The sequence below is a fragment of the Streptomyces sp. NPDC028289 genome (genome assembly GCF_055565975.1).
Genome location: NZ_JBVHTI010000006.1, coordinates 180,549 through 206,647, shown reverse-complemented (window position 1 = coordinate 206,647; position 26,099 = coordinate 180,549). Strand labels below are relative to the sequence as shown.

Genomic DNA, 26,099 nt, shown 5'->3' with positions numbered 1-26,099 from the left:
TACCGTGCGCACATGACCGCGTTCCTGCAGCAACTCCCGGCCCTGATAGGCGTCGTGATCGGCGCGCTCGGTTCGTACCTCGCGGTGGTGCGGGGTGACCGGGCGCGGTTCCGGCGAGAGCAGGAGGCGCGCTGGGAGGAGCGGCGGCTGGCGGTGTACAGCGAGTACGCGCGGGCGCTGAAGAAAACGGTGAACCTCACCTACCGCGTCGCGGCCCATCTCGGCAACGACCCGCATCCGCACCCGATCTCCCCGGCCGAGGCCGAGCCGCAGCTGGCGGCGGCCACCGACGGCCGCGATCCGGCCGGGGAGGCGCTGATCATGCTGGGCAGCCGGGAGGTGGTGGAGCAGGCGCGGGAGTGGGTGACGGCGGTGATGGCCATGGAGCGGTTCATGCGTTCCGGGACGGTCGACCCGGACGCCTGGCAGGACCTGCTGGCACGGCAGCGGGCCTGCCGGGAGCGCTACTACACCGCCGTACGCGAGGATCTCGCACTGCCTCCGGGGCATCCGGCGCTCTGGCCGACCCGGCCGGCGTCCGACGACTGAGGGGCGTGCCGGTTCCGCGGTGGCCGGTTCCGCGGTGACCGCTGGCGGGCCTTCCGCGGAAGCCGGCATCACGTGCGGGTCAGTGTCCCCGGGCGATCCACTCCGCGAGCTGGGGTGCCTCGGCGCCGATGGTGGTCGGGTCGCCGTGTCCGGTCAGGACCTTCGTCTCCGGCGGGAGGGTGAGGAGCTTGTCCCGGATGGAGTCGATGATCGTCGGGAAGTGCGAGTAGGACCGCCCGGTCGCGCCGGGGCCGCCCTGGAAGAGGGTGTCGCCGGTGAAGACGACGCCCAGGCCGGGGTCGTGGAGGCAGACGGCACCGGGGGCGTGGCCTGGCGTGTGCAGCACGGTCAGGTCGGCGCCGGCGGCCTCGATGACCAGCCCGTCGGACAGGTGGTTGTCGGGGTCGCGGTCGGGGTGGGTCAGCTTCCACAGCGGCAGGTCGTCGGGGTGCAGCCAGATCTTGGCGCCGGTGAGGTCCGCGAGGGCGGGCGCCGCGTCGATGTGGTCGTTGTGGGCGTGGGTGCAGACGATCGCCTTCAGAACGCGGTCGTCGACCGCCTCGGCGATGGCCCGGGCGTCGTGCGCGGCGTCGATGACGATCACTTCGCGTTCGTCGCCGACGATCCAGACGTTGTTCTCGACGTCCCAGGTGCCGCCGTCGAGGGTGAACTGGCCGGAGGTGACGAGGCGTTCGATGCGCGTGGTCATCAGAGCACCACCACCGAACGCAGCACGTCGCCGCCGTGCATCCGGTCGAACACCTTCTCGACCTCGTCGAGCTGGATCGTCTCGGTGACGAACGCGTCCAGCGGCAGCCGTCCCTGGAGGTGCAGGTCGATCAGCATGGGGAAGTCCCGGGAGGGCAGGCAGTCGCCGTACCAGGACGACTTGAGGGCGCCGCCGCGGCCGAAGACGTCGAGGAGCGGGAGTTCGAGCTTCATCTCGGGGGTGGGTACGCCGACCAGGACGACGGTTCCCGCGAGGTCGCGGGCGTAGAAGGCCTGCCGGTAGGTCTCCGGGCGGCCGACCGCCTCGATGACGACGTCGGCGCCGAAGCCGCCGGTCAGGCCGCGGATGGCCTCGACGGGGTCGCTCTCGCGCGAGTTGATCGTGTGGGTGGCGCCCAGGGAGCGGGCCTTCTCCAGCTTCCGGTCGTCGATGTCGACGGCGATGATCTTCGCGGCGCCCGCCAGGTTCGACCCGGCGATCGCCGCGTCGCCGACCCCGCCGCAGCCGATCACGGCGACCGAGTCGCCCCGGCCGACGTTGCCGGTGTTGATCGCGGCACCGATGCCGGCCATCACCCCGCAGCCGAGCAGCCCGGCGACCGCCGGGGAGACGGCCGGGTCGACCTTGGTGCACTGCCCGGCGGCGACCAGCGTCTTCTCGGCGAAGGCCCCGATGCCGAGGGCCGGGGCGAGTTCCTGGCCGGTCGAGGCGAGGGTCATCTTCTGCTTCGCGTTGTGGGTGTTGAAGCAGTACCAGGGCCGCCCGCGCAGACAGGCCCGGCAGGCCCCGCACACGGCACGCCAGTTGAGGATCACGAAGTCACCGGGCGCGACGTCCGTGACGCCGGCGCCGACCGACTCCACCACCCCGGCGGCCTCGTGGCCGAGCAGGAAGGGGAACTCGTCGGTGATGCCGCCCTGTTTGTAGTGCAGATCGGTGTGACAGACCCCGCAGGCCTGCACCTGTACGACGGCTTCGCCCGGCCCCGGGTCGGGCACCACGATCGTCTCGACCCGCACGGGCTCGTCCTTGCCCGGTGCGATCACGCCGCGTACTTCCTGCGCCATGGGCCTGCCCTTTCGTCGCTCTGCTGACGTGCTGGCCTCCGACCCTACGCGGGAACGATCAGCGACGGCACGCATCGACCGCTGCGGACCTTCCCCTGCCACCGCCGTTCGTGTTGCCACCACCTCTGCCACATACCCCCGGGGGTACCTCTGCTACGGTGGCTCACATACCCCCGGGGGTAATTCACGAGGGGGATCGAGGAGAGGAGTGTGCTGCCGTGTCCTTCGTCGACACCATCGAGGTGCCCGGACTGGGCAACCGCAGTTATCTGGCGGGCGGGGCGCACGGCGCCGTCGCGGTCGATCCGCCCCGCGACGTCGACCGGGTGCTGGCGGCCGTCGCCCGGCGCGGGGTCAGGCTCACGCAGGTCGTGGAGACGCACGTGCACAACGACTACGTCTCCGGCGGCCTCGAGCTGGCCCGGCTGACCGGGGCCGCGTACGTGGTGCCGGCCGGGGCGCGGGTGGCGTACGAGCGGGTGCCGGTGGCCGACGGGGACGTGCTGGAGATCGAGGCCGGCCTCGCGCTGCGGGCCCTGGCCACCCCCGGGCACACCCCGCACCACACGTCGTACGTCCTGGAGGAGACCGGCCGCGCGGTGGCCGTCTTCACCGGCGGCTCGCTGCTGATCGGCACGGTCGGCAGGCCCGACCTGGTGGAGCCCCGGCTGACCGGCGAGCTGGCGCGGGCGCAGCACGCCTCGGCGCACCGGCTGGCCGCCGAGCTTCCGGACGCGACGGCGGTGCTGCCGACGCACGGCTTCGGCAGCTTCTGCTCGGCCGGGGACGCCGCCGGTCCGGACACCACCATCGGCCGGGAGCGCGCGGTGAACGAGGCACTGGTCAAGGACGTCGACACGTTCGTCGCGGAGCTGCTGGCGGGACTGGACGACGTACCCGCCTACTACGCCCACATGGGCCCGTTGAACTCCGGTGGCCCGGCCCCCGTCGACCTCACGCCGCCGGGCCGGGCGGACGCGGCGGAGATCGCGGCGCGGCTGGCCGCCGGGGAGTGGGTGGTGGACCTGCGCAACCGGGTGGCGTTCGCCGAGGGACACGTCTCGGGCACCCTGAACTTCGAGGCCGACGGGCAGCTCGCCACCTATCTGGCCTGGCTGCTGCCCTGGGGCCGGCCGGTCACGCTGCTCGCCGAGTCGGCGGCCCAGCTCGCCGCCGCTCAGCGGGAGCTGATCCGCGTGGGCATCGACCGCCCGGCCGCGGCCGCCACCGGCGCACCCGAGGCCTGGCTGCGCGCGGGCGAGCGGCCCCGTTCCTTCCCCCGTGCCACCTTCGCGGACCTGGCCGCACGCGGCACGGAGGACGTCGTCGTCCTGGACGTGCGCCGCGACACCGAGCGGGCCGGCGGCCACATACGGGGTTCGGTCCACATACCCCTGCACCAGGTGCGGGAGCGGCTGGGCGAGATACCCGGCGGCACGGTGTGGGTGCACTGCGCGGGCGGGATGCGGGCCGCCGTCGCCGCCTCCCTCCTCGACGCGGCCGGGCGCGATGTGGTGGCCGTGGACGACGGGTTCGCGGCGGCGGGCGCGGCCGGGCTGCCGATGGCCCGGCTCACCCCGGCCGAGGCGTGGGAGCGCACGGACGCGGATGCCGTCCTGCTGGATGTCCGCGAGGCCGGCGAATGGGCGGCCGGACACGCGCCGCGGGCGGTGCACGCCCCGCTGTCCGGGCTGGCGGCCGGGGCTCCGCTGCCGCCGGCCGCCGCGGACCGCCCGCTCGTCGTGATCTGCCACTCGGGCCGGCGCTCGCGGGAGGCGGCGGCGCTGCTGACCGCCCGCGGGCTCGACGCGGTGGACGTCGTGGGCGGGATGACCGCCTGGCGCACGGCAGGCCTCGCGGTGACCGCCGAGGGCACCGCCGGATGAGCGCGCTCCTGCTCGCCCTCGGCGCCGGGGCCGTCACCGGGCTGGCGCTCGGGGCCCTGGGCGGCGGCGGCAGCGTGCTGGCCGTACCGGCGTTGATCTATCTGCTCGGCTTCAGCCCGGCCGCGGCCACCACCGCGAGCCTGGTCGTCGTCACGGTCACCTCGGCCACCGCACTCGTCGCGCACGCCCGCGAGGGCGCGGTGCGCTGGCGGGCCGGTGCGGTGTTCGCGGCGGCGGGCCTCGGGCCGGCGGCGGTCGGCGGGGTGTTGTCCCGGCATCTTCCGGCGGCGCTGCTGACCGGGGCGTTCGCGGTGCTGGCCGCCGTGGCGGCGGTGCGTATGCTGCGGCCCGCGGCGACCGCGGTCACCGGGCCGGGCCCCGTACGGGCGTCCCGGGTCGCCGGGGCCGGGGCCGGGCTCGGCGCGGTGACCGGGGTGCTCGGGGTGGGCGGCGGGTTCCTCGCCGTGCCGTCCCTGGTGAACGTCGTGGGGCTGCGGATGCGTGCCGCGATCGGCACGAGCCTGCTGGTCATCACGGTCAACTCGCTCACCGCGCTGGCGGCGCGCGCCGGTGCGGCGGCGGGCGTCGACTGGTCGGCCGTGGGGCCCTTCGCCGGGGCCGCGATCCTCGGCGCCTGGGACGGCAGACGGCTCGCGGCCCGCCTCTCCGCGGGCACCCTCCAGCGGCTCTTCGCCTACGCGCTGCTCGCGGTGGCCGCGTTCATGCTGGCCGACGCGGTCAGCTGACGCGCCGAGCCCTCCGCGGGAAGGGCCGCGATATGCCGTCGGTCGACTGCGGCGCCGTTGTGGCTGGTCCCGCGGTTCCTCCCCCAGCCTTCGGCCGGGGGTGCCCCCAGCGCCCCTTTCGGGGCGCTACCGCTCAGGCAAGCGACAGGAACAGCTTCTCCAGCCGTGCCTTCATCTGCTCGGTCGTCTCACCGTCCGCCCCGCTCCGGGCGGGGTCGATGATGCACTGCTGCAGCCCGGTCGCGATGATCGCGAAGCCCGCCCGGTCCAGGGCGCGCGAGGCGGCGGCGAGCTGGGTGACCACGTCCTCGCAGTCGCGGCCCTCCTCGATCATCTTGATCACGCCGGAGATCTGCCCCTGCGCCCGGCGCAGCCGGTTCAGCACCGACTTGAGCTCGTCGCCCTCGAACTGAAGCTCCACGACCACCACTCCTCACATACCCGTAGGGGTATTTTACCCGCCCCTCGGGCGAACCCGCCGCTCATCACTTCATCACTGCAAGGAAGGATCGCATCCGCCATGACCACTACTCCCCCGAACCCTGGTCTCACCCCGGACCAGGCCCTCGCCCGCCTCCCGGAGCTGACCGTCGTCGACGTCCGCACACCCGGCGAGTACGCCGCCGGCCATGTGCCCGGCGCCCACAACATCCCCCTGGACGCGCTGCACCGGGCCCTGCCCGCGCTCCGCGCCGCGGACGGCGGGATGCTCCTGGTGTGTGCCTCCGGCGCGCGGGCCGAGCGCGCCCGGGCACTCCTCGCCGAGCACGGCATCCCGGCGGCCACCCTCACCGGCGGCACGCACGGCTGGGCCGAGCGCGGTCACGAACTGCACCGGCCGCGCGGCGCGTCCCGTGCGACCTGGGCCATGGAGCGCCAGGTGCGGTTCACCGCCGGGGCGGCCGTCCTCGCGGGCCTGGGCCTCGGCCTGCTGCACCCGGCCTGGCTCCTGCTGTCGGCGGGGGTCGCGGGCGGCCTGGTGTTCTCGGCGCTCACCGACACCTGCGGGATGGCCGCGGTCCTCTCGAAGCTGCCCCACAACCGGCCGCGTCCGGCCGACCTCGACGCGACCCTGGCGAAGCTCGGTTCCGCCCGGAGCTGACCGGGCCCCGGTGCCGGGAGCGGCCGTCGTAGCCTGGGCACGTCGGAGGGCGCCGCCCGCCGCCGGACGAGGAGCACCGTGACCGCCGCTGACGCAGTTCCGACGACACCGAGGAAAGAGCCCGTGTTCCGGCTGCTCCTCTCCTATGTACGTCCGCACCGCTGGGCCCTGCTGGCCGGTGCGGCGCTCTCGCTGGTGACGGGTGCGACCGGGCTGCTGCTTCCGCTGGTGGCCCGGGGGTTGATCGACGACCTGTCCCACGACCGTTCCATCACGGCCAAGTTGCTCGCGATGGCGGGTCTGGTAGTCGCCAACGCCGGGGTGGGCGCGCTGGGTTCGTACGTCCTGCGGCGCGCCGGAGAGTCGGTCGTGCTCGGGGCGCGGCGCACCCTGTCGTCGTATCTGCTCAGGCTGCGGATCAGCGCGGTGGACCGGACCGAACCCGGTGACCTGATGGCGCGGATCACTTCGGACACCACCCTGCTGCGCGAGGTCACCACGGACTCGCTGGTCGCACTCGGCACCGAGGGACTCACCCTGCTCGCCACCGTGGTGATGATGGGGGTGGTCGATCCGGTGCTCCTTGCCGTCACCCTCGTCGTGATCGGCGCGGCGGGCACGGTGGTGGGCACGATCGTGCCGCGCATCAACCGGGCGAGCCGCCGGGCGCAGGACGCGGTCGGGGTGATGGGGGCCTCGCTGGAGCGGGTGCTGGGCGCCCTGCGCACGGTGAAGGCGTCCGGCGCCGAACACCGGGAGGAACTCGCCCTGCACGAGGCCGCCGAGGAGTCCTGGCGGCAGAGCGTGCGGGCCGCCAAGTGGTCGGCCGCGGCGGGCAACACGGCGGGGCTGGCGATGCAGCTGGCGTTCATCACCGTGCTCGCGGTGGGCGGGGCGCGGGTGGCGACCGGTGCGATCGGGGTGGGCACGCTGGTGGCGTTCCTGCTCTACGTCTTCTACCTGATGCAGCCGATTCAGCAGGTCGTCGGGGCGATCACCCAGTACCAGACCGGCGCCGGCGCGCTCGCCCGCATCCAGGAGGCGCTCCGGCTGCCCGCCGAACCTCCCTCCCGGCGCGCCGAGTTGCCGTCCGCCGGCGCCGAACCGGCCGCCGTCGCCTTCACCGACGTGCACTTCCGTTACGCCGACGACCTGCCGTACGTCCACCACGGTGTCACCTTCGACGTCCCCGCGCGGGGCATGACGGCGTTCGTCGGGCCGTCCGGCGCGGGCAAGACCACCGTCTTCTCACTGATCGAGCGGTTCTACGACCCGGAGTCCGGCACGATCGCCGTCGACGGCCGTCCGGTCGCCGACTGGGAACTGCCGCTGCTCCGTTCGGCCATCGGGTACGTCGAGCAGGACGCTCCGGTGCTGTCGGGGTCGCTGAGGGACAACCTGCTCCTCGGCAACCCGGAGGCGGACGAGGACGCGGTCGCGCGGGTGGTGAAGACGACGCGGCTCGACGGCCTGGTCGCCCGGCTGCCGCAGGGGCTGGAGACCCTGGTCGGGCATCGCGGCACCAAGCTGTCGGGCGGGGAGCGCCAACGGGTGGCGATCGCAAGGGCGTTGCTGCGCCGGCCCCGGCTGCTGCTGCTGGACGAGGCCACCTCGCAGCTGGACGCGGTGAACGAGGCGGCGCTCCGGGACACCGTCGCCGATGTCGCACGGTCGACGACGGTGCTGGTGGTCGCGCACCGGCTGTCGACGGTGACCATGGCGGACCGGATCGTCGTCATGGACGCGGGCCGGGTCCGCGCGGTGGGCACGCACCGGGAGCTGGTGGCGGCGGACCCGCTGTACGCGGAGCTGGCGGCGACGCAGTTCCTGGCCTCGGAGCACTGAGAGCGGAGCACCGAGAGCGGGCAACGAGGAGGGCCGCCCCTGCCGGGACGGCCCTCGGTGTGCGGCGCGGTCAGGCTTCGATGCCCGGCAGCAGCCCCATGGCGGGCGCGGCCAGGTCGGTGACCTGGTGCAGTTCGCCGAGCTTGTGGAGTCCGTTCAGCCCCTGTACCTGCTCCGAGACCTTCGGCATCCTGCCCCGGTACTCCGCCGGGACGTCGCTGCGGGAGACCGAGTCGAGCACGCCGAGCGCGGTGAGCTTCCCGGGGTGCTGCGCGCTCGCGTCGGCCGCGTTCGCCAGCGGCGCGGCGAGGCCGGTGACCCCGACGGCAAGGCCGACGGCGGCGACGATACGTCGTGTTGAGATCATGTCCTCAGCAACGGCCCCGGCGCCTGGCCGGACACGGGCAGCCGGTCCCCCTCACCCGCAAGGCGGAGCGTGCGCCTGCGCTTGCCGAGCCCGGCGGTGCGGGGGACGCTCGATGTGAGGGGCTCGCGCGGCCCGCTCCGCATCGGGTCGCGGGCTCCCGCAGGAGGTCACCATGGGCACCGCGACGGGTTCCACGTTCGACACCGACACGCTGCGCCGGGCCATAGAGGGGAACACCGGGAACAGCCTTCTGGCGCTCTACGCGGACGACGCCGAGATCCGCATCATCGACCGCAACACCCAGCCCAGCCACCCCAAGGTCCTGCACGGCCGCCAGGACATCGCCGCACTGCTGGACGACGTCTACAGCCGCGACATGACGCACAGGCTGGACCAGTGCATCGTCCAGGGCGACAAGGCCGCCTTCAGCGAGTCCTGCGAGTACGGGGACGGGGTCCGGGTGCTCGCCGAGTCGATGATCACGCTCCGCGACGGCAAGATCGCCGAACAGATCATGATCCAGGCATGGGACGACGAGTAGTCGCAAGGACCGGAAGGGTCCAGGTCAGCTCACGCTTGACCTGGACCTTCTCGGCGCGGGCGACGCTGGGACACGCCCACCGCCCGCGGCCCCGCGCGTGCACCGCGCTGCTGCGGGCGCTGCTGCGGACCGCGCACTGTCGCCGGAGACGCCGAGCGTCTCGGTTACCCTGAACGCGGGCCGTGACTGGCGCTGAGGTGGAGCACCACCGGGGAGCGGTCCGCACTGTCGCTGCCGTGCGCCTGGGCGATCAAGGTCGAACCAGCTCAGGAGCGCCGCATGACCCAGGCTCGTCTCATCGACGGAACCGCCCTCGCCCGCCGAACCGTCGAGGAGACCGCGAAGAAGGCCGCCGACCTCACCACACGGACCGGCGTCACGCCGTGTCTGGCGACCGTGCTGGTCGGCGAGGACCCCGCCTCCGTCACCTACGTCCGGATGAAGCAGAACCGCAGCCGCAAGGCAGGCATCGCCTCCCGGCACGTGGCCCTGCCCGCCACCACGACCACCGCCGCCCTCGTGTCCACCCTGCGGGGGTTGTCCGCCGACCCGGCGGTGCACGGCATCCTGCTCCAGCATCCGGTCGGCGAACACATCGACGAGCGGGCCGCGTTCGAGGCGATCGCGCCGGAGAAGGACGTGGACGGCGTGACCTTCGCGTCGTTCGCGACGATGAGCTTCGGCCTGCCGGGCTTCGTCTCCTGCACCCCCGGCGGCATGCTGCGCCTGCTCGACGCGTACGACGTCGACCCGGCAGGGAAGCGTGCGGTGGTCGTCGGCCGCAGCGCGATCCTGGGCAAGCCGGCCGGGATGCTGCTGCTCGCGCGCGACGCCACCGTCACCTACTGCCACTCCCGCACCCGGGACCTGTCCGCGGCCGTCCGCGAGGCGGACATCGTGGTCGCCGCCGTAGGCCGGCCCCGGCTGATCCGGGGCCGGGACATCAAGCCGGGCGCGGTCGTGCTCGACGCCGGCTACAACGAGGGCAACGTCGGTGACGTCGACTTCGACACCGCCGTCGAGCGCGCCTCGCTGATCACGCCGGTGCCGGGCGGGGTCGGCCCGATGACCATCGCCGTGCTGCTGGAGCAGACGGTGGCGGCCGCCGCCCGGCAGCTCGGGGCATGAGGGTCAGCGCAGCCAGGCGCGGTACTCCATGACGTCCCCGGCCCGCACCCCGTACTCGGGGTCGTCCCGGGTGAACGTGGTCTCCAGACCGAGTACGGCACCGGTGGCCGGGTCCAGGATCAGCATCCGCCGCCCGCCGGTGCCCTCGTCGAGGACGTAGGCCTGCCCGGTGCGGCCCAGCCGGTCGGTGACCTGGCCGGCGGCCCGTAGGCCCTTCGCGTCGGCGAGCAGGTCGGCCAGGGCCGCCGTCTCGCGTGTCCCGAGCGTCCAGTTGTCCAGCAACTCCGTGGTGGCGTCGAGGAGTTCGGACGTGGTGAGGGTGTCGCTGTGGATCAGGTCGGTGAGGTAGGCGCGCAGCTTCGCGGGGTCGTGCGGAGGTGTGGACAGGGGCGGTGCGTCGCCCCACATCGGCGGGAAGGTCTGCCGGCTGAGCACCTTGCCGTCCTCGACCCGGCCCGTGTCGGTCAGGACGGGACGGCCCGCGTGGTCCGGGTCGGTCGCCACGACCACCTCGGTGTGCGTGCCGTCCGCCCGCCACCGCACCACGCGTTCCTCGGGCAGGGTGACCGGCGGTCTGTCGTCGCTCATGGCCAGGCTCCAGGACTGCACATGGGTGCCCTGGCGCAGCGCCGGGGAGCCGTCCGTCGCGGCCACGGCGGCGAGTTGCGCGACCTGGGCGAGCGGTACGGCGGTGGAGTGGGCGCGGACGCTCAGCGGCCGGGGCGCGGCGACGGCCGGGGCGCCCGACGGCCCGCCGAGCAGCACGGTCAGCGTGGTGGCCGTCACGACGGCGGCCGCGGTCAGCCCCCACAGCAGGCGCGGCCGGACCCAGGCCGGGCGGCCGGGGCGGGGGCTGTGCAGCAGCCGGTTGAGGTGCCGTTCGGCGGTGTGGTCGAGGGGGCCGTCGCCGAAGCGGGGGCCGTCGGCGGGCACCGGGTCGGCGGCGCGCAGCAGGTCGAGTTCGTCAGCCATGGCGGTGTTCCTCGGAAAGGGCCTCGGCGGCGGGCGGGCGCAGTCGGTCGATCTCGGCTCTGAGGCGGCGGCGGGCGCGGTGCAGCCGCATCGCCGCCGCCCGTTGCCCGCAGCCCAGGACGACGGCGACCTCGTCGACGCCGAGCTCCTCCCACGCCGTCAGCCGCAGCACCTCCTGGTCGGCCGGGGACAGCCGGGCGAGTGCGTCGTGCACCCAGGAGCCGGGCCGCTCGCTGTCGGGGCCGGCCGCGAGGTGCCGGCCGTGCGCGGTGTCGTCGTTGCCCAGCCGGTCCACCAGCCGGCGCCGGCGCCCGTATCCGCGTACCGCGTTGGCGAGGCAGTTGCGTGCCACGCCGTACAGCCAGGGCAGCGGGACCGCCGGCAGGTCGGCGCGGCGGCGCCAGGCCACCGTGAACACCTCCGCCACCACTTCCTCCACCTCGCCGGTCCGCCCGTCCAGTCGCCGCGCGACATAGCGGCTGACCGCCCAGTAGTGCTCGCGATAGGCAGCGGCGAAGATCTCGTCGTTGCTCATGTCCCGTTCTTGTCCGGCACCTCCCCGATCGTCACACCCGTCTCCGTGACGCTCGTCGCATCCGTCCAGTGTGACCGGTGCGGACAGCCCGGACACAGGCGGGGCATGAGGAACCTCAAGTGGCTGACGACCACGGATCACAAGACGATCGGGACGTTGTACCTGGTCACGGCGTTCTCGTTCTTCTGCGTGGGCGGGGTGATGGCCCTGCTGATGCGCGCCGAGCTGGCCCGCCCCGGTCTGCAGATCATGTCGAACGAGCAGTTCAACCAGGCGTTCACGATGCACGGCACGATCATGCTGCTGATGTTCGCGACCCCGCTCTTCGCGGGTTTCGCGAACTGGATCATGCCGCTCCAGATCGGCGCGCCGGACGTGGCCTTCCCCCGCCTGAACATGCTGGCCTACTGGCTCTACCTGCTGGGCTCCACCATCGCGGTCGGCGGCTTCCTCACCCCGCAGGGGGCGGCCGACTTCGGCTGGTTCGCCTACGCCCCGCTCTCGGACGCGGTGCGCACCCCGGGGGTCGGCGCCGACATGTGGATCATGGGCCTGGCCTTCTCCGGCTTCGGGACCATCCTCGGCGCGGTCAACTTCATCACCACGATCATCTGCATGCGGGCCCCCGGCATGACCATGTTCCGCATGCCGATCTTCGTATGGAACGTGCTGCTGACCGCCGTACTGGTCCTGCTCGCCTTCCCGGTCCTGGCGGCGGCCTTGTTCGCCCTGGAGGCAGACCGCAAGTTCGGGGCCCACGTCTTCGACGCGGCCAACGGCGGAGCGCTGCTCTGGCAGCACCTGTTCTGGTTCTTCGGCCACCCGGAGGTCTACATCATCGCGCTGCCGTTCTTCGGCATCATCAGCGAGGTGATCCCGGTCTTCTCGCGCAAGCCGATGTTCGGTTACATGGGCCTGGTCGCGGCGACCATCTCCATCGCCGGCCTCTCGGTGACCGTCTGGGCCCACCACATGTACGTCACGGGCGGGGTCCTCCTGCCCTTCTTCTCCTTCATGACCTTCCTGATCGCCGTCCCGACGGGAGTGAAGTTCTTCAACTGGATCGGCACGATGTGGCAGGGCTCGCTGTCCTTCGAGACGCCCATGCTCTGGGCCACGGGCTTCCTCGTGACATTCGTCTTCGGCGGCCTGACCGGCGTGATGCTCGCGTCCCCGCCGATCGACTTCCACATCTCCGACTCGTACTTCGTCGTCGCCCACTTCCACTACGTGGTCTTCGGTACGGTCGTCTTCGCGATGTTCGCCGGATTCCACTTCTGGTGGCCCAAGTTCACCGGCAAGATGCTGGACGAACGCCTCGGCAAGATCACTTTCTGGACCCTGTTCGTCGGCTTCCACGGCACGTTCCTGGTCCAGCACTGGCTGGGTGCCGAGGGTATGCAGCGCCGGATCCCCGACTACCTGGCGGTGGAGGGGTTCGCCACCCTCAACACGGTCTCGACGATCTTCTCGTTCCTGCTGGGCTCGTCGCTGCTCCCGTTCTTCTACAACGTCTGGAAGACGGCCAAGTACGGGGAGAAGGTCGAGTCGGACGACCCCTGGGGCTACGGCCGCTCCCTGGAGTGGGCGACGTCGTGCCCGCCGCCGCGCCACAACTTCGTCTCCCTGCCTCAGATCCGCAGCGAGTCCCCGGCGTTCGACCTGCACCATGCCGCCGTGGAGCGGGAGCTGAGCACGCGATGACGGCACGGGAGGAGGAACGGGCACTGGTCGCCCAGGTGGAGGGCCATCTGCTGCTGGCGGCGACCAGGGAGGAGGCCCGGCGGGCGGCGGCTCGGCTCGCGGACCGCTTCGGATGGCTCACGGACACCCAGCGAGCCGACCTTGAGCGGCATTTCGAGACCGAGTACGTGGCCATGGCCCGCAGATCCTGGCAGCGCACGGCGCAACGCGCGGAGACACTGAGGCAGGAGTACGAGCAGAGATACCGGGCGCTACGCCTGCGACTCGTCGTCGGCTCCGTCCTCGCCTGCGCTCTCTTTGCGTCAACGGCCCTGATCTCACTGTCGGCCTGCGGATGACGCGCCCCCGCAGGGGCGCTGGGGGTCCCCCCGGCCGAAGGCTGGGGGAGGAACTGCGCGACCAGCCACAGCCCACCCGCACCCGACGAACTACCGGCTCAACTCCTGCTCCACTGCTGGTTGCTCCCGCCATTGCAGGACCACAGCACCAGCGACGACCCGTTGCCGGTGGCCGCCCCGTACACATCCAGGCACAACCCGGCGTTCACGTTCGTGATCGTCCCGTCCGAGTTCACGTTCCACTTCTGGTTGTCCTGCCCGTTGCAGTCCCAGATCACGACCTTGGTGCCGTTGGTGGTGCCCTGGTTGTACGCGTCCAGGCACTTGTTGCCGTACACCACGAACTCCTTGCGGGAGGTGTACGTCCAGGCCTGGTTCTGGCCGCCGTTGCAGTCCCAGATCTCCGCCTGGGTGCCGTTGGTGATGGTGTTGTTGTAGATGTCGGCGCAGCGGCCGGACTGCCCGCCCACGAGAAGGGTGCCGTTGGCGCCGGGGATCGGGCTGACCGCGATCGAGCCGAGCGCGGGCAGCGAACTCCCGGTGAAGGTGAGTGAGTTGGCCGACCCCTTGCTCAGGTCGACCTGTACGGACACGGTCCCCTGCGAGGACCCGGTCGGCGGGAACGACACCGTCGTGGCCGTCTGGCCGTTGACCTGGAGGGTGCCGGTGACGGCGGTCGAGCCGGTGTTGGTGTAGGCGACGTCGACGACGTCCAGGCCGGTGCTCGCGGCGCTGACGCCGGTGTACTTGCCGGTGGCGGACGCGCTGTAGCTCGTACCCGCCGCCTCCGTACCGCCGCTCACCTTCAGCATGACCGAGCCGCCGGCCGGGACGCCGGCGGTGTAACTCGTCGCGTACGAGCCGAGGTTCGACTGCGCCCACAGGTCCCGGACAGTCGCCGAGGCGCTGGTCAGGCCGAGGTCGGACCAGCGGGCGGTGATGTTCGCGGCGGAGGAGGTGCGGTTGAGCAGCACGACCGCGCGGTTGCCGGTGCCGGCCAGGACCTTGCTGTAGACCTGCAGACCGGTGGTGTCCTCGGCGACCTTGACGCCCTGGAGGCCGCGCGGGTCCTGGTCGACGGCGACGACGTCCGAGTTCTTGAGGATGGCGGCCGTCTCGCTGGTCATGGTGGTGAGGTCGTTGCCCGCGAGCAGCGGGGCTCCGGAGATCGCCCACAGGGCCATGTGGGTGCGGTTCTGGGCTGCCGTGAGGCCGGACATGCCGACGGTGAGCATGTCGGGGTCGTTGTAGTAGCCGGTGTGCTGGGCGGCCGGGTGCAGGGTCTGGTCGAAGTTGGACAGCACCGCCGACTGCGACGCCGTGCCGCCGTAGTAGTAGATGTCCGTGCTGGTCCGCCACATGGGGGCGAGGCCCGTCGCCCAGTTCCAGGTGTTCTGGTAGCCCCAGTTGCAGATGGAGAGGGTCAGCGGACGGCCGGTGGTGGCCGCGGCCGTGGCGACGGCCGAGCTGATCGACTTGTACGTGGTGGCCGCGTCCAGCCCCTCGGCGTCGCCACCGCACCAGTCGACCTTCACGAAGTCGAAGCCCCATGTCGAGAACTGGAGCATGTCCTGGGCGTAGTGCCCCTCGCTGCCGGTGTTGGCGGCGGCGGGGCGGCCGGTCGGGTAGTAGTAGCCGCAGCCGTTGGCGCCCGCGTCGGTGTAGATGCCGGCCTTCAGGCCCTTGCTGTGGATGTAGTCGGCGATGGCGCTCATGCCGCCGGGCCACTCACTGGTGTCGACGGTGATGTTGCCGGCGCTGTCCCGGGTCCCCTGCCACCAGCCCTCGTCGATGTTGATGTACTTGTAGCCGGCGGCCGGGAGCCCGGCCGCGACGAAGGCGTCGACCTGCGCCTTGATGACGTCGTAGTCGATCTTCGCCGCGAAGCTGTTCCAGGAGGCCCAGCCCATCGGGGCGGTGGGCACCGAGACCTGCGCAACCGTCGCCGCCTGGGCCGGCCCCGGGGTGGCGAAGAGGAGCGCGGCCGCGGCCGTCAGGGTCAGGGCGAGGGTGCGTACGGCAGCGGCCCACAGGTGTCGTACGAGACCGCTGCCGGTCGATCTGGGCGGGGGGTACATGCGGCTCCTCCACGGGGGTGCACGAGGGGATACGGCTCACGCATGTTCGGAATATCAAACGCAGATCGGTGACCCGAACATGCCAGCGCGCCGACCGTAGAGCCGCCGGAGGGTGAAGTCAACGGCTGGGACAGGCGTGAAGTCGCCCTCCCCTTCGCGTCGTTCACCCCGCGAGGACGCACGCGCCGCCATACTTCCGGTCGTGCACGCAGCATCACGACGGCGGGCTCACGGGGCGATGTGACCCCCGTAGCCCAAGCGGCCGGGGCGCTGGACGAGCCGGCCCACCAGGCGCCGGGAGGCGCGGGGGCACCCCCGGCCGAAGGCTGGGGGGAGGAACTGCGCGACCAGCCGCAACGCCGCCGTAGAACGACCCCCACGCGGCTCACCCCTTGGGCGTCCACCCCTCCGGCCGCAGGATCCCCACCAGCAACCGCACCAGTTCGTCCACGACCTCGTCCAGGCTCGCCTCCACCCACCCCGCACTCCAGTCGTGCAGCAACCCGTTCACGCTGCCGATGAACGCCGTCGCGGCCAACCGGTAGTCCCGCGGTGCCGCATCCCCCCGCGCGACCGCCGCGTTCGCCTCGGTGCATATCAGCTCCACCCAGCGCGCCCGCCGCGCCAGCCGCTGCTCCTCCAGCCGTGGGCTGACCCCGATGATCTCCACGAAGGCGATGCGGATGCGCCGCGGGTCCGACGTGACGTCACGGGCGTACGCGCGGAACAGCACCGTCACCCGCTCCACCAACGGCAACGGTTCCGCCTCGGCGAACGCATCGGCAACCGCCCGCTCCGCCCACCCGTTGACCTCCAGGTGCAACGCGGCGAGCACATCCTCCAGGGTCTGGAACTCCTCGTAGAACTGACGGGTCGACAAGCCCGCCGCCTGACTCAGTGCCGCGACGGTCGTGGCGCGGAACCCCGGTGCCTCGCCGAAGAGTTGGAGCGCCGCCTCCAGAAAGCGCCGGCGCCGGTCGGCCTTGCGCTCCTCGGCGGACCGGCCGCCGTAGCGACCTGTCGGTGCCTTGATCCTGCCCGCCAAGACTGCCCCCTCCGTCGACCGCCCGTTGGCCAATTTTCTCGCGTACGCCTCTTGTGGAGTCCTCCACCCCTTCCTTACTTTTCAGTAAGTTCATTTTGAACGCGCCCGTGTTCAGATTCCGTGACCCTGTGCCCGCACGCGCGCGTCCCCACCCCCCAGAGGAGAGAGCAGTCATGCCTGCTTTCAGACCCAGGCACCTTTGCTCCGTAGCCGCCGCCCTCGTCCTGACCGTCGCCGCGCCCGCGACCGCCGCCACCGCCGCGGCCGACGCCTCCCTGCGCGAGGTGCTGTTCGTCGGCAACAACTGGGACGGCACCGCGACCGTCCTGAACTCGTCCGGCGACTTCGCGAAGGTCGGCCAGATCAACGTCATCCCCGACAAGGACGCGCGGATCGCCGAGATCAACGCCGACCCCATCAAGTGGATCTACTACACGTCGATCCGCAACGAGGTCGGCCAGGGCCACGACCAGTACGTGGACGACATGTACTCCACGCCGGACGGGAAGTCCGTGGTCGTCTCCCGGCCGAGCTTCGCCGACGTCGTCTCCATCGACCTCGCCACCGACACGATCAACTGGCGGTTCCCGGTGGCCGGTTACCGCGCCGACCACATGGCCGTCTCGCCCGACGGCACGAAGGTCGCGGTGTCGGCGTCCACCGCGAACAAGGTCCAGGTGCTGGACATCAACACCGGCAAGGAGCTGGGCGAGTTCGCCACCGGCGACAAGCCGCACGAGAACGTCTTCAGCCCCGACGGCAAGTACATCTGGAACATGTCGATCGGCGAGGTCACCACCTCGCTCGACGACCCGATCTGGGACTGGACCAAGGGCGACCGCCACATCACCGTCGCGGACGCCACCACCTACAAGCAGGTCAAGACCATCGACATGCGCGCCCGGCTGGACGCGATCGGCCTGACGGACTTCTCGGACGCGGTACGGCCCGCGGCCTTCACGCCCGACTGGTCGAAGATGTACTTCCAGGTGTCGTTCTTCAACGGCTTCCTGGAGTACGACATCGCCAGCGACAAGATCACCCGGGTGAAGACCCTGCCGGCGAACCCGGCGACCAGCACCGACCGCACCACCTGGCTGCTGGACTCGCGCCACCACGGCATCTCGATGAAGCCGGACGGCACCAAGCTGTGCGTCGCCGGGACGATGGACAACTACGCAACGATCGTCGACCGGGCCACCCTGCAGGAGGGGCCGCTCATCACGGCGTCCACGCCGTACTGGGCCACGGTCAGCGGTGACGGCAAGGACTGCGTCATCTCGGAGAGCGGCGCCGACCAGGTGACCGCGATCGACTTCGGCACCGGTCAGAAGGTGACGTCGGTGCCCGTGGGCGACCACCCGCAGCGCGTCCGGCTCGGCCATGTGCAGGCCGGCTGGGCTGGTGCGTCCGGCAGTTGAGAGGCCGTCAGGACCTTCGGCCTCCGGGTGCGCGGCACCCGGAGGCCGAAGCCGTGCTCAGAACTTCGCCGCCACCCAGGCGGTCAGCTCCGCCTTGGCCGCGTTCAGCAGGGTGGAGCTGGGCGAGGTCGCCCCGTTGGTCACCAGCGCGAAGTGCAGCACGCCGGAGTCCGAGTCGGTGAGCAGCAGTCGGCGGCTGCCCGTCCCACCCGGTTCCGCCGCCACGCCGACCGGGGTCGCGGACGTGTACGACGGGGGCGCATAGGCCGTGCCCAGGTCGGAGACGACCGTCGTGGAGGCGGTCGGGAAGGAGGCCGGGAGGTGGAGTTCGGTGGGTGCGGTGGCGCTGCCGGAACGCCAGACCTGGACGGCGTACTGTCCGGAGCCGACCAGCGCGGCCACGTTCGGCAGCGAGCTGGGCACCGGGTTCCAGGTCAGGGTCGTGGAGCCGTCCCGGGAGCGGTCCTCGTAGGTGAAGGCGAGGGTGGAGCCCGAGGTGGCGGACGGGTAGATCCGGTCGAGCAGCCGGGCGTCCTGACGGAGCGTCACGGTGCCCGAGTCGGTCATGTTCACGGCCGAGAGGTCCTCGTCGTTCCAGGCGTCGCCGGAGGTGAGGACCTTGTCCGGGTTGTCGTTCATCAGCTCGTGATGGCGGCCGTTGTAGATGTCCCACTGCCACTGGGTGCCGGAGAGGACCGGTCCGGAGGAGGCCGGGGTGGACCACCAGTTCGCCCCGGAGAGGCGGGAGTCGAGGGCCTGGTACATCGCCTTGTCGACGGTCGGCGCCTTGCCGGAGGTGGTGCCGGACAGCGGGTGCCCGAACTCGCTGACGACCGCCGTCGTCCCGGCTGCCGAGGCACGGTCCCGGATGGTCCCGAAGTCGGTGCTGTACTGGCCGTCGGAGGCGTTGCCCCACATCAGGATGCCGGAGATGGCCTTCTGGTCGTAGAAGTGGGTGTTGAAGACGTACCGCGAGCCGAGCGTGCCCGCGTCGAGCAGTCCGCCTTCCTGGTTGGTGACGTTGCCGTTCCAGTAGAGGTTGGGCTCGACGAGGGCGGGCTTGGAGGTCCAGCCGGCCGCGTCCATCCGGACCCGGAACTTCTGGTAGAAGGGCCACAGCCGGTTCTGCTCCCAGGTGCGGGAGGTCTCACCGGAGTCGTAGGAGCCGGCGTACGGCTCGTTGTAGGGGTCGAAGCCGACGACGCCCGCGAACTCGTCGGACGTCAGGTGCCCGGCCAGGTAGGTCATGGTGGTCTGGGCGGTGGCCAGGAAGTAGTCCTGGAGGCCGTAGTTGTTGTGCCAGAAGTCGTACTGGGCCTTCTGGACGGCCGCGTTCTGGGTGATGTTCTGGCCCCAGAAGAGGCAGATGCCGCAGGACTCGGCCGGGTAACCGCCGAGCGCGACCGCCCACTTGGGAGCGCCGTCGCCGGTGTACCAGCTGCCCGAGTTGAACAGGTAGCGGGAGTACAGGTCCTGGTGGAAGTCGGGGAAGACGCGGATGCCGGCGTCGAGGAACGCCTGCATCTGCGCGGTCACGTTGGCCAGGTAGGTGGTGTCGACCTGGCCCTGGACGGGTTCGGCGTGTGCCCAGGAGAGCAGGAAGCGCACGGCGTTGCCGCCGCCGAGGGCGCGCAGCGCGGTGGCGGACTTCCTCGCGTCGGCGACCGAGGCGAAGGGCAGGCCGCTGTTCTCCTCCAGCTTGGTCTCGCCGGAGACGTTGTAGCCGCGCAGCACGACCTCACGGCTCTGGCCGTCGACGAAGCGGCCGTTCTGCACGGTGAGCGCGGTGCCGTCGAACGAGAGGGAGTCGGACGGGGTGGCTGCGGTGGCGGACGGGGTGCCCGCCACCGCGAGGAATCCGCAGAGGACAACCAGGACAACGATCAGTCGTGCCCGGATATTCGTCATGTCCATTACAGTCCGGTGATTTCCGGACACAGTCAATACTTCTGACTCACGAGTAAGTTGAGTACCGGTTCCCTCAGCCGGTCACTCGACCGGTCACGTTCAACAGGTACTCCTTGCGGTTCAGCGGGTTGTGGTCGGTCCGCGACCGCTCCGGGACCGGCCCCCGCACCACCGGCGCGTAGTGGTCGAAGGCGGTCTCCAGCTCGCCCTCGCCGCGGGTCAGCCCCGGCAGCCGTTGCTCCAGTCCGTGCACCCGGGCCGCGGGCACCGCGCCCTCCAGGACCGCGAGCATGCCCTCGGTCCCGGTCCGCTGCGGCACCGCGCCGAGTCCGGCGAGCACCGGCAGCAGTGCGCCCAGCGTGTCCGTGGGGGCCTCCAGGCGGAAGCGGTGCATCGGCTCGTGCACCAGGGTGCCGGCCCGCCGCAGCGCCTCGGTGAGCACCAGCGGGGTCAGTCCGCGGAAGTCGTGGCCGGTGCTCGACATGCTCTTGTCGAAGCCCTGGTGGGCATGGCTCTGCCGGGGCGAGTAGCCGGAGTGGGTCATGGTCACCGTGCAGTCCGGGATCCGCCAGCCGTGCAGCCCCTGGCCGAGGGTCTCGCGCACGGTGTCCTCGACGGCCTTGAAGAAGGCGTACGGCATCGAGCCCAGCTCCACCTCCAGGCGGAAGCCGACGCCCGCCCCCGGCGGGGCCGGCTCCACCCGCAGGCCGACCGTGGCCAGGAAGGGGTTGTCGTCCTTCTTGTTGAACTCGACGGCGGCTCCGGTGCCGGTGAGGCGTTCGACGCAGATGGTGGTCGTCTCCCGGAACGCGACGTCGAGGCCGTACTCGTCGGCGAGGGTCGCCTGGATCACCTCCTTCTGCACCTCGCCGTAGAGGGAGACGGAGGTCTCCTGCCGCGCCTCGTCGTGCCGGACGTCGATCAGCGGGTCCTGCTCGGCGAGCTGGGTGAGGGCGACATGCAGGGAGCGGCGGTCGGTGCCGGGTCCGGGGACCACCACGGTCTCCAGGGTCGGGGGCGCGAAGTGGTGCTCGTACGCCCGTCCCGGCAGCCCGAGGGCGTCGCCGATGCGGATGCCGGCCAGCCCCCACACCTTGACGATCCGCCCGGCACCGGCGCGGTCCCGCCGGAGGTCCGTACCGCCCTCGAAGACGCTGAGCCCGGTGACCCGGCCCTCCGGCCGGTGGCCGGCGGCGGCGCGGTTGCCGAACGGGATCCGGTCCCGGACTCCCAGGGTTCCGGAGAAGAGGCGCGCGTAGGCGACCTTCTCCCCCGCCGGTCCCCGCTCCACCTTGAAGACCGTGCCGGAGAACGGGCCGGCCGGGTCGCCGTCGGCGGCCGGGAGCATCCGCTCGATGCCGGCGATCAGGTCGGGCACGCCGGCGCCGGTGGCGGCGGAGCCGAAGTACACCGGATGGACCACGGCCCGCCGGGTCTGCTCGGCGAGGGCCGCGTGCAGCCGGGGCTCCGGGGCACCGCCGTCGAGGTAGGCGGCGAGCAACGCGTCGTCGTGGTCGGCGAGCACGTCCAGCGCGGCCGGGCCGAGGCCGGGCAGGAAGCGGGCGGCCCGCGTGCCGAGCCCGGTGGCACGGCCCATCGGGACGAGCGGCACGGCGAGCCTGCGGGCCAGCTGGCCGAGGACGGCGTCGTCGCGGGCGCCCCGCCGGTCGATCTTGTTGACGAAGACCAGCGTGGGGATGCGCAGCCGCCGCAGGGTCCGCATCAGGACCCGGGTCTGCGCCTGGACGCCCTCCACGGCCGACACGACGAGGACCGCACCGTCCAGAACCCCGAGAACCCGCTCCACCTCGGCGATGAAGTCCGGGTGGCCCGGGGTGTCGATGAGGTTGACGGTCACGCCGTCGAGCGGGAACGACACGACGGCCGACTTGATGGTGATGCCGCGCTGCCGCTCCAGGGCGAGGGTGTCGGTGCGGGTACTGCCGTCATCGACGCTGCCGAGCTCGTCGGTGACGCCGGCCGTGTGCAGCAGCCGTTCCGTCAGAGTGGTCTTACCTGCGTCGACGTGCGCGAGAATTCCGAGACTGAGCATGTGCACTGAGCGTGATGTCCTTCGGCATGGGGGGGATTCCTTCCTCGGTGGACATGCACGCAGCGCGCATCGGTGGCCCTCTCTCTGTGACGTCGGGTGAGGAGCAGTGCAGCAGGACGGACCCGTCCGCGGCAATGGATTAACGCTCAACAAAAGCCCCGCCGCAGCACTCGCCGCCCTCCCGGCACGGCTCTAGAGTGACCTACATCACGTCGCCTGGCTGAAATCCCTCGTTTCCGCCGCACGGTCTGGAGGCCACATGACCCACATCAAGGTGACGGTGGACGGCACGCCTTACGAGGACGAGGTGGAACCCCGCCTGCTGCTGGCCCACTACCTGCGCGACCGTCTCGGCCTGACCGGCACTCCGATCGGCTGCGACACCTCGAACTGCGGCGCGTGCACGGTCGACCTGGACGGGGCGACCGCCAAGAGCTGCTCGGTGCTGGCCGTCCAGGCGGACGGCTGCACGGTGACCACCGTCCAGGGGCTGGCCACGGACGGGGAGTGGACGGCGCTGCAGCGGGCGTTCCACGAACGGCACGGCCTGCAGTGCGGCTACTGCACCCCCGGGATGATCATGGCGGCCCGCGATCTGCTGAACGAGAACCCGCACCCGTCCTCCGACGAGGTCAGGCACGCCCTGGAGGGCAACCTGTGCCGGTGCACCGGCTACCAGAACATCGTCCGCGCGGTGCTCGCCGCCTCCGGGCAACAGGTACCCGAGGAGGCCACGGCATGACCGGCCAGGCCGTAGAAGCCGCAGCACACGAGATCGGCCGCGCCCGGCTGCGCAAGGAGGACGCCCGGCTGATCACCGGCCAGACCAACTGGACCGACAACATCCAGGTCGCCGGACTGCTCCACATGGCCGTCCTGCGCAGCCCGATGGCGCACGCCCGCATCACCCGCGTCGACGTCTCCCCCGCCCTCGAACGCCCCGGTGTCGTCGCCGCGTTCGCCGGCGCCGACCTCGCCGAGGGCCTGGGTTCGCTCCCCTGCGCCTGGCCGGTGACCGAGGACATCGTGCTGCCCGACCACCCGCCGATCGCCGTCGACGAGGTCCGCCACGCCGGCGACCCGGTGGCCGTCGTGGTGGCCCGCGACCGGTACACCGCAGCGGACGCCCTGGAGGCCGTCGAGGTCGACTACGACCCGCTGCCCCCGGTGCTCGACCTGGAGGCCGCCCTCGCCGACGACGCCCCGCTGGTCCACGCCGACAAGGGCACCAACCGCTGCTACACCTGGCCGCTCGCCACCGGCGAGAGCTTCGACTCCGTACGGCAGCGCGCCGACGTGACGCTCAAGCGCCGCTACCACCAGCAACGGCTGATCCCGAACGCCATGGAGCCGCGCGCGGTCGTGGTCACCCCGATCGCCGCCTCCGGCGAGTACACGGTCTACTCGGCGACGCAGATCCCGCACATCCTGCGGATCATGCTGGCCACCGTCACCGGCGTCCCCGAGCACAAGCTCCGGGTGATCGCCCCGGACGTGGGCGGCGGCTTCGGCTCCAAGCTCCAGGTGTACGGCGAGGAGGCCGTCGCACTCGCCGTCGCCCGCAGGCTGGGCCGTCCCGTGAAGTGGACGGAGTCCCGCTCCGAGGGCTACCTCGCCACCCACCACGGCCGCGGCATGATCCAGGACGTCGAGGTCGCCGCCACCCGCGAGGGCCGGCTGCTCGGCCTGAAGGTGGACCTGACCGCCGACATGGGCGCCTACCTGATGCTGGTCACCCCGGGCATCCCGATCCTCGGCGCCTTCATGTACCCGGCGATCTACAAGATGGACGCCTACGACTTCACCTGCACCGGCGTCTTCACCACCCGGACGCCCACCGACGCCTACCGCGGCGCCGGGCGCCCGGAGGCGACCTTCGCCATCGAGCGGATCATGGACGAGCTGGCCGCCGAACTCGGCCTGGATCCCGTGGAGTTGCGGCGCCGGAACTGGATCCGGCACGAGGAGTTCCCGTACACCTCGATCGCCGGGCTGACCTACGACAGCGGCAACTACGAGGCGGCCACCGAGAAGGCGCTCGCGCTGTTCGGGTACGACGACCTCCGTGCCGAGCAGCGCAGACGCAACGAACGCGGCGACCCGGTACGCCTCGGCATCGGCGTGTCGACGTACACCGAGATGTGCGGGCTGGCACCGAGCCGGGTGCTGCGCGATCTCCGGTACGCGGCCGGCGGCTGGGAGGCGGCGAGCATCCGCATGCTGCCCACCGGCAAGGTCGAGGTGGTGACCGGCACCAGTCCGCACGGGCAGGGGCACGAGACCTGCTGGAGCCAGATCGCGGCCGACGTGCTGGGCGTGCCGTTCGAGGACGTCGAGGTGGTGCACGGCGACACCCAGTCCTCCCCGCAGGGCATGGACACCTACGGCTCGCGGTCGCTCGCCGTCGGCGGCGAGGCCGTGCACCGGGCGGCGACGAAGGTGGTCGAGAAGGCGCGGAAGGTGGCCGCGCACCTGCTGGAGGCCAGCGAGCAGGACCTGGAGTTCACGGACGGCGTGTTCGCCGTGAAGGGCTCGCCGGAGGCGCGCAAGACCATCCAGGAGATCGCCTTCGAGGCGTTCACCAGCCACGACCTGCCCGACGGCGTCGAACCGTCCATCAACGCCGAGACGGTGGTCGACCCGGAGAACTTCTCCTACCCGCACGGCACCCACCTGTGCGCGGTCGAGGTCGACACGGAGACCGGGAAGACGACGATCAGGTCGTACGTCTGCGTGGACGACGTCGGCCATGTCGTCAACCCGATGATCGTCGAGGGCCAGGTGCACGGCGGTCTCGCACAGGGCATCGCGCAGGCGCTGTACGAGGAGGCCGTCTACGACGACGAGGGCAACCTCGTCTCCGGGACCATGGCCGACTATCTGGTGCCGTCGGCGGCGGACCTGCCGGACTTCGTCACCGACCGGACGGAGACCCCGGCGGCCTCGAACGCCATGGGGGTCAAGGGAGTCGGCGAGGCCGGGGCGATCGCGTCGACGCCCGCGGTGGTCAACGCCGTGGTGGACGCGCTGCGCCCGCTGGGCGTCACCGACGTACGGATGCCGTGCTCGCCGCACCGGGTGTGGCAGGCCGTGCGGGCCGCCCGCGCCGGCCGGGGCGGTGCCGGCGAGGAGGCCGGCGGGACCGGTCCGGCGCAGTCGGGCCAGTCCGGGCAGGCCGCCCGCTCGGGCGACCTGGGCCAGTACGGTGAGGAGGGTTCCGCATGATTCCCCCCACGTTCGACTACACCCGCCCGGCCACCGTCGACGAGGCGGTGGGCGCCCTCGCCGACGCCGGCGAGGAGGCCAAGGTGCTGGCCGGCGGGCAGAGCCTGCTGCCGCTGCTGCGCCTGCGGCTCGCCTTCCCGGAGCTGGTGGTGGACGTCGGCCGGATCCCGGAGCTGCGCGGGGTCCGCGAGGACGGCGGGATGCTGGCCATCGGCGCGCTGACCACGCACCACGACGTCGTCCACGACCCGCTGGTGCGGCGGCACGCCGGGCTGCTTGCGGCGGCCACGGCCACCGTCGCCGATCCCGCCGTACGGCACCGCGGCACCCTCGGCGGCTCCCTCGCGCACGCCGACCCGGCCGGGGACCTGCCCGCCGTGGCGCTCGCCCTCGACGCCGAACTGGTCGTCGCCGGGCCGGGCGGCCGGCGCACGGTCCCGGCCCGGGAGTTCTTCGTCGACTACCTCCAGTCGGCGCTCGCGCCCGACGAACTCCTGCTGGAGGTGCGGATCCCGAAGGCGGACGGCTGGGGCTTCCACTACGAGAAGTTCCACGCGGTCGCCCAGTCCTGGGCCATCGTCGCGGTCGCCGCGCTGGTGCGGCGTGAGGACGGGCACATCGCCGAGGCACGCATCGGGCTCACCAACATGGGCTCCACCCCGCTGCGGGCCGCGGCGGCCGAGCAGGCCCTGTCCGGTGCAGACGGCCCGCAGGCCGTGGCGCGTGCCGCCGAGGCCGCCGCAGAAGGCACCCGGCCTTCCCAGGACCTGTCGGCCTCGCCCGAGTACCGCGAGCACCTCGCCCGGGTGCTGACCAGGCGGGCCGTGCTGACCGCCGCCGGAATGGGGTGAGCGCCGAT

The 26,099-nt window shown here is 71.9% G+C and carries 23 protein-coding genes and 1 riboswitch; of the genes, 13 read left to right on the top strand and 10 right to left on the bottom strand.

The features are described 5' to 3' along the window. The first annotated feature begins 12 nt into the window (after nucleotides 1–12). Nucleotides 13–549, top strand: coding sequence for a hypothetical protein (locus ACZ4UV_RS30185; RefSeq protein WP_451017689.1), 537 nt, complete (start codon nucleotides 13–15; stop codon nucleotides 547–549). Between the two features lie 79 nt (nucleotides 550–628). Here ACZ4UV_RS30185 and ACZ4UV_RS30180 read toward each other — a convergent pair whose 3' ends face one another. Further along, nucleotides 629–1,258: an MBL fold metallo-hydrolase gene (locus ACZ4UV_RS30180; protein WP_351496758.1), complete on the bottom strand. Its 630-nt coding sequence runs from the start codon at nucleotides 1,256–1,258 to the stop codon at nucleotides 629–631. Further along, nucleotides 1,258–2,346 carry an S-(hydroxymethyl)mycothiol dehydrogenase gene (locus tag ACZ4UV_RS30175; protein ID WP_467842091.1) on the bottom strand — a complete coding sequence of 363 codons (1,089 nt, stop codon included), beginning with the start codon at nucleotides 2,344–2,346 and terminating at the stop codon, nucleotides 1,258–1,260. Before ACZ4UV_RS30175 ends, ACZ4UV_RS30180 begins: the two co-directional genes overlap by 1 nt. Before the next feature lie 218 nt (nucleotides 2,347–2,564). On the opposite strand from ACZ4UV_RS30175, the gene ACZ4UV_RS30170 reads away from it, so the two are divergent. Together ACZ4UV_RS30170 and ACZ4UV_RS30165 are read left to right on the top strand one after the other, a co-directional pair. Then, entirely contained in the window at nucleotides 2,565–4,232 is a 1,668-nt protein-coding gene (locus tag ACZ4UV_RS30170; RefSeq protein ID WP_451017691.1) for an MBL fold metallo-hydrolase, read from the top strand. Continuing rightward, nucleotides 4,229–4,978, top strand: coding sequence for a sulfite exporter TauE/SafE family protein (locus ACZ4UV_RS30165; RefSeq protein WP_451017692.1), 750 nt, complete (start codon nucleotides 4,229–4,231; stop codon nucleotides 4,976–4,978). The genes ACZ4UV_RS30170 and ACZ4UV_RS30165 overlap by 4 nt, the downstream gene beginning before the upstream one ends. A 133-nt stretch (nucleotides 4,979–5,111) precedes the next feature. Here ACZ4UV_RS30165 and ACZ4UV_RS30160 read toward each other — a convergent pair whose 3' ends face one another. Next, nucleotides 5,112–5,399, bottom strand: a complete 288-nt coding sequence (locus ACZ4UV_RS30160) for a metal-sensitive transcriptional regulator (RefSeq protein WP_293991319.1) — start codon at nucleotides 5,397–5,399, stop codon at nucleotides 5,112–5,114. Between the two features lie 99 nt (nucleotides 5,400–5,498). Between ACZ4UV_RS30160 and ACZ4UV_RS30155 the strand changes: the two genes are divergently transcribed. Both ACZ4UV_RS30155 and ACZ4UV_RS30150 read left to right on the top strand, forming a co-directional pair. Then, on the top strand, nucleotides 5,499–6,080 hold the full coding sequence (locus tag ACZ4UV_RS30155; RefSeq protein ID WP_390036054.1) for a rhodanese-like domain-containing protein: 582 nt from the start codon (nucleotides 5,499–5,501) through the stop codon (nucleotides 6,078–6,080). A gap of 123 nt (nucleotides 6,081–6,203) precedes the next feature. Further along, nucleotides 6,204–7,925: an ABC transporter ATP-binding protein gene (locus ACZ4UV_RS30150; RefSeq protein ID WP_451017693.1), complete on the top strand. Its 1,722-nt coding sequence runs from the start codon at nucleotides 6,204–6,206 to the stop codon at nucleotides 7,923–7,925. Between the two features lie 70 nt (nucleotides 7,926–7,995). On the opposite strand, the gene ACZ4UV_RS30145 is transcribed toward ACZ4UV_RS30150, so the two are convergent. Continuing rightward, nucleotides 7,996–8,292 carry a hypothetical protein gene (locus tag ACZ4UV_RS30145; RefSeq protein ID WP_390036059.1) on the bottom strand — a complete coding sequence of 99 codons (297 nt, stop codon included), beginning with the start codon at nucleotides 8,290–8,292 and terminating at the stop codon, nucleotides 7,996–7,998. A gap of 172 nt (nucleotides 8,293–8,464) precedes the next feature. Here ACZ4UV_RS30145 and ACZ4UV_RS30140 point away from each other — a divergent pair, with 172 nt between their 5' ends. Both ACZ4UV_RS30140 and ACZ4UV_RS30135 read left to right on the top strand, forming a co-directional pair. Continuing rightward, nucleotides 8,465–8,833: a nuclear transport factor 2 family protein gene (locus ACZ4UV_RS30140; RefSeq protein ID WP_390036060.1), complete on the top strand. Its 369-nt coding sequence runs from the start codon at nucleotides 8,465–8,467 to the stop codon at nucleotides 8,831–8,833. A gap of 172 nt (nucleotides 8,834–9,005) precedes the next feature. Next, a riboswitch (ZMP/ZTP riboswitch) is annotated at nucleotides 9,006–9,088 on the top strand. A 24-nt stretch (nucleotides 9,089–9,112) separates the two neighbouring features. Further along, on the top strand, nucleotides 9,113–9,961 hold the full coding sequence (locus ACZ4UV_RS30135) for a bifunctional 5,10-methylenetetrahydrofolate dehydrogenase/5,10-methenyltetrahydrofolate cyclohydrolase (protein WP_467842083.1): 849 nt from the start codon (nucleotides 9,113–9,115) through the stop codon (nucleotides 9,959–9,961). A gap of 3 nt (nucleotides 9,962–9,964) precedes the next feature. Here the strand turns inward: ACZ4UV_RS30135 and ACZ4UV_RS30130 are convergent, their stop codons facing one another. Next, nucleotides 9,965–10,933 carry a CU044_5270 family protein gene (locus ACZ4UV_RS30130; RefSeq protein ID WP_467842080.1) on the bottom strand — a complete coding sequence of 323 codons (969 nt, stop codon included), beginning with the start codon at nucleotides 10,931–10,933 and terminating at the stop codon, nucleotides 9,965–9,967. After that, nucleotides 10,926–11,468 carry an RNA polymerase sigma factor gene (locus ACZ4UV_RS30125; RefSeq protein WP_351496774.1) on the bottom strand — a complete coding sequence of 181 codons (543 nt, stop codon included), beginning with the start codon at nucleotides 11,466–11,468 and terminating at the stop codon, nucleotides 10,926–10,928. The genes ACZ4UV_RS30130 and ACZ4UV_RS30125 overlap by 8 nt, the downstream gene beginning before the upstream one ends. 105 nt (nucleotides 11,469–11,573) lie before the next feature. Between ACZ4UV_RS30125 and ctaD the strand changes: the two genes are divergently transcribed. After that, entirely contained in the window at nucleotides 11,574–13,172 is a 1,599-nt protein-coding gene (gene ctaD, locus ACZ4UV_RS30120) for an aa3-type cytochrome oxidase subunit I (RefSeq protein ID WP_467842077.1), read from the top strand. Further along, nucleotides 13,169–13,510, top strand: coding sequence for a hypothetical protein (locus ACZ4UV_RS30115; RefSeq protein ID WP_467842074.1), 342 nt, complete (start codon nucleotides 13,169–13,171; stop codon nucleotides 13,508–13,510). The genes ctaD and ACZ4UV_RS30115 overlap by 4 nt, the downstream gene beginning before the upstream one ends. A gap of 98 nt (nucleotides 13,511–13,608) precedes the next feature. On the opposite strand, the gene ACZ4UV_RS30110 is transcribed toward ACZ4UV_RS30115, so the two are convergent. After that, nucleotides 13,609–15,588, bottom strand: coding sequence for a ricin-type beta-trefoil lectin domain protein (locus ACZ4UV_RS30110; RefSeq protein WP_451023269.1), 1,980 nt, complete (start codon nucleotides 15,586–15,588; stop codon nucleotides 13,609–13,611). Between the two features lie 385 nt (nucleotides 15,589–15,973). Then, complete coding sequence (locus ACZ4UV_RS30105; protein WP_451020837.1) at nucleotides 15,974–16,633, bottom strand: TetR/AcrR family transcriptional regulator; 660 nt, start codon at nucleotides 16,631–16,633, stop codon at nucleotides 15,974–15,976. A 173-nt stretch (nucleotides 16,634–16,806) separates the two neighbouring features. Between ACZ4UV_RS30105 and ACZ4UV_RS30100 the strand changes: the two genes are divergently transcribed. Further along, a complete protein-coding gene (locus ACZ4UV_RS30100; RefSeq protein WP_451020838.1) occupies nucleotides 16,807–18,054 on the top strand; it encodes a YncE family protein in 1,248 nt (415 codons plus the stop codon). Nucleotides 18,055–18,111: 57 nt separating this feature from the next. Here the strand turns inward: ACZ4UV_RS30100 and ACZ4UV_RS30095 are convergent, their stop codons facing one another. Together ACZ4UV_RS30095 and ACZ4UV_RS30090 are read right to left on the bottom strand one after the other, a co-directional pair. Beyond that, nucleotides 18,112–19,968: a cellulase family glycosylhydrolase gene (locus ACZ4UV_RS30095; RefSeq protein WP_467842070.1), complete on the bottom strand. Its 1,857-nt coding sequence runs from the start codon at nucleotides 19,966–19,968 to the stop codon at nucleotides 18,112–18,114. 67 nt (nucleotides 19,969–20,035) lie between these two features. After that, nucleotides 20,036–22,021 (bottom strand): GTP-binding protein, encoded by a 1,986-nt coding sequence (locus ACZ4UV_RS30090; RefSeq protein ID WP_467842067.1) that lies wholly within the window; start codon nucleotides 22,019–22,021, stop codon nucleotides 20,036–20,038. Between the two features lie 253 nt (nucleotides 22,022–22,274). Between ACZ4UV_RS30090 and ACZ4UV_RS30085 the strand changes: the two genes are divergently transcribed. The 3 genes from ACZ4UV_RS30085 to ACZ4UV_RS30075 are packed head-to-tail and all read left to right on the top strand — an operon-like array spanning nucleotide 22,275 to nucleotide 26,091. Then, nucleotides 22,275–22,757, top strand: coding sequence for a (2Fe-2S)-binding protein (locus ACZ4UV_RS30085; RefSeq protein WP_467842064.1), 483 nt, complete (start codon nucleotides 22,275–22,277; stop codon nucleotides 22,755–22,757). Then, a complete protein-coding gene (locus ACZ4UV_RS30080; protein WP_467842061.1) occupies nucleotides 22,754–25,240 on the top strand; it encodes a xanthine dehydrogenase family protein molybdopterin-binding subunit in 2,487 nt (828 codons plus the stop codon). The genes ACZ4UV_RS30085 and ACZ4UV_RS30080 overlap by 4 nt, the downstream gene beginning before the upstream one ends. After that, complete coding sequence (locus ACZ4UV_RS30075; RefSeq protein ID WP_451020842.1) at nucleotides 25,237–26,091, top strand: FAD binding domain-containing protein; 855 nt, start codon at nucleotides 25,237–25,239, stop codon at nucleotides 26,089–26,091. The genes ACZ4UV_RS30080 and ACZ4UV_RS30075 overlap by 4 nt, the downstream gene beginning before the upstream one ends. Nucleotides 26,092–26,099 lie beyond the last annotated feature (8 nt).